Origin of the sequence: Paraconexibacter sp., assembly GCF_041602235.1 — a bacterium.
GTDB lineage: Bacteria > Actinomycetota > Thermoleophilia > Solirubrobacterales > Solirubrobacteraceae > Paraconexibacter.
On record NZ_JBFIGP010000377.1, the window covers coordinates 1 to 2,955 of the forward strand.

General features: G+C 72.5%; 3 protein-coding genes and 1 pseudogene. All 4 read left to right on the forward strand.

Annotation, left to right across the window (positions count from 1 at the left end):
* Window positions 1-650, forward strand: a 650-nt coding sequence (locus ABYE80_RS19170) for a class I SAM-dependent methyltransferase (RefSeq protein ID WP_372791915.1), incomplete at its 5' end; no start/stop codon positions are given.
* Window positions 651-672: 22 nt separating this feature from the next.
* A complete protein-coding gene (locus tag ABYE80_RS19175) occupies window positions 673-1,323 on the forward strand; it encodes a class I SAM-dependent methyltransferase (protein WP_372791916.1) in 651 nt (216 codons plus the stop codon).
* A gap of 49 nt (window positions 1,324-1,372) precedes the next feature.
* The gene (locus ABYE80_RS19180) at window positions 1,373-2,431 is read left to right on the forward strand and encodes a lysylphosphatidylglycerol synthase transmembrane domain-containing protein (RefSeq protein ID WP_372791917.1); all 1,059 of its coding nucleotides are present in this window, start codon (window positions 1,373-1,375) and stop codon (window positions 2,429-2,431) included.
* A 5-nt stretch (window positions 2,432-2,436) separates the two neighbouring features.
* Window positions 2,437-2,955 (forward strand): annotated as a pseudogene (locus tag ABYE80_RS19185) (hypothetical protein); the annotation flags it as partial.

The following is a 2,955-nucleotide window of genomic DNA, read 5'->3' on the forward strand; positions in this document are numbered from 1 at the left end:
AGGTGGTCGGCGACGTCGGCTGCGGCGACGGGATCATCGATCTCGGCCTCGTGCACCGGGGAGCGCCGCGCCAGCTCACGGGGTTCGACCTCAACGAGGTCGACACGGAGCGGCTGGCCCGGCTCGCCGAGGAACGCGGGCTGCCGGCGATCCCCGACACCCTGCACTTCGCCCGCAGCACGGCGACGAGCCTGCCCGCCCCGGACGACACCTTCGACGTCGTCGTCACGTGGTCGGCGTTCGAGCACGTCGGCGACCCCCTGACGCTGATGCGGGACATCGGGCGCGTCCTCAAGCCGGACGGCCTGCTGTTCCTCCAGATCTGGCCCCTCTTCCACAGCGAGCACGGCGGCCATCTCTGGGACTGGACGGGTGGCGACTTCCCGCACCTCACACGATCACCCGACGCGGTCCAGCGCGAGATCCTCGAGAGCGGTCGCGAGCACGCGGCGTACATGGCCGACGAGGTGCGACACCTGAACCGGGCCACGATCGACGATCTGCAGCGGGCGATCCTCGCCGCGGGGCTGGCGGTGCGGAAGCTCGAGCTGATGACGAGCACGGTGCACATCCCGCAGGCCCTCATGCGCTACCCGTTGAGCGACCTCGGCATCACCGGCGTCAAGCTGCTCGCGACGCCGATGACGTGAGCCCGCCACTAGAGTCACGCGCGTGTCCGGACCGCACCCCGACCTGCCGATGTCGGAAGCCTGGTGGCGCAAGCGCTTCGAGGGCGACGTCGCCGGGGTGATCTCGGCGCTCGCCGCGTGCGGGCTGACCCTCGAGGGGTCCCGCGTCATCGACGTCGCCTGCGCCTACGGGGTCCTCGCGCTCGGGCTCGCCCAGCGGGGCGCCGACATCACCGCCTACGACGTCGACGGCGTCAACACGGTCACGCTCGCGGCCCTCGCCGAGGAGTTCGCCGGGATCGGTGAGCTGCCGGCGTCGCTGACGGCCTCGCATCGCAACCCGACCGAGATCCCGCTGCCCGACGCATCCGTCGACATCGCGCTGCACTGGGACCAGATGGACCGTCTCGAGGAGCCGGTGGCGCTGTTCTCGGAGATCGCCCGAGTGCTGCGCCCCCAGCGTCACCTCGTCATGCGGGCCAAGCTCCACCAGCCCGCGGTCGCCCAGGACGCGCCGCCGCGGACGGTGATGGCGCTGGACGAGCTGCAGCGCTGCGTCCAGGCCGCGGGCCTGCGTCTGGCCTGGGTCGACGTGACCGCATCCCCGCGACACCTCGACGCGGATCTGGAGCGGTTCCCCCTGTCGAGGACGGCGCTCGACGAGGTGACGATCGTGGCGGTCCGCGGCGACTAGCGTCGCACCGAGGTGTACGTCGCGGCGCTGCGGGAGATACCGTTGCGCGATGCCAACCGGGGCCCAGCCGCTGGTGCAGGGGCCGGCCGGCGGGCCGGATCCCTCGCCTGCGCGCGTCGGCGGGGAGTCCCGCATGCGCACCATCGCGGGGTTCGTCGTGTCGATCGTCGCGGTCGGCGGCGTCGTCTGGTGGGCGTCCAACCAGCCGTCCCCGCGCTTTCCCTCCGCGCCGGGGGAGCTGGCGCTGATCGGCGCCGCGGTCCTCGTGTACGCGGGTGCGACGCTGCTGCGCGGCTGGCGCTGGGACCAGGTGCTGCGGACCATGGAGATCGAGCACCGGCCGATCGACGCCTACGGGCTCACCGCCGTCGGCTACATGGGGAACACCGTGCTGCCCGCGCGCGGTGGGGAGGTGCTTCGCATCTTCCTCATGGCTGAGCGGTCCCACGCCCGCCGGACCGAGGTGCTGGGCTCGATCGTCACCGAGCGACTGCTCGACGTCGTCGCGCTCGTGGTGCTGTTCTCCGCGGTCACGTTGATCGGCGTGGACGGCGCTCCGGGTGGGACGCTCGCCGGAGCGGGCGCGGCCGTGGGCGTCCTCGGTGCCGCTGCGCTCGTGTTCGGCTACGACCGGGCGCGGAAGGCCGGACGCCTGGAGTCCTTCGCCGAGCGGATCCGTCCGGTCGCCCGCGCCTCACGCGTGCTGCTCACCCCGCGCGGGCTGCTCCTGGGCGGCGCCACGCTGCTCGTGTGGTGCGGGGAGGGCGCGATCCTCTGGCTGGTGATGCAGGCGCTCGACGTCCCGATCGCGCTGCCGGAGGGCCAGGCGGTCGTGGTGCTCGCGAGCCTCAGCGCGCTCATCCCCGCCGGCCCCGGCTATGTCGGTACCTACGACGCGGCGGCGCTGTTCGCCCTGCACCGCATCGGCGTGCAGGGAGGGGAGGCGGTGAGCGCCGTGGTGCTGTTCCGCTTCGTGGTCTTCGTGCCGCTCACCCTCGTGGGCCTCACGGTCATGATCACCCGGTACGGCGGCCTGCGGGCCGCGCTGCGCCGGGAACACGCGTCCGAGCACGAGGCCGCGCCGTCCACGCCACAGGAGCTACGGTAGGCGCCGTGCGGGTCTTGGCTTCTCGTCGGACCGTCACCGTGGCGGCAGCGCTCACCGTCGCGGTCGGTGCGATCTCCCTTGCGTTCCTCCAGATGTTCACGTCGTTCCAGGCGTACGACGACGAGGGCTACCTGCTGGTCTCGCTGCGGTCCTTCCTGGACGGCGGCAACCTCTACGACGACGTCTACACGCAGTACGGCCCCGCGTACTACCTGGTGTTCGGCGCGATGTTCAAGCTCGCGGGCGTGGAGCCGTCCACGGACGCGGGGCGCTTCATCACCATGTCGATCTGGCTGCTGGTCCCCGTCCTGCTGGGGATCGCGACGTGGCTGGGCACGCGCCGGGCGCCGGTCGCGGTGGTCGGCGGACTGGCCGCCTACGCGACCATGGTGCTGCTCGTCCCCGAGCCGATGCACCCCGTCGGGCTGTCGACGCTCGTGTTCGCGGCCGCCTCGATCGCGCTGGTCGCCATCCCCCGCCGGCCGGGCGTGGCGTGGCCGGTCCTCGGGGTCCTGCTGGCGTTC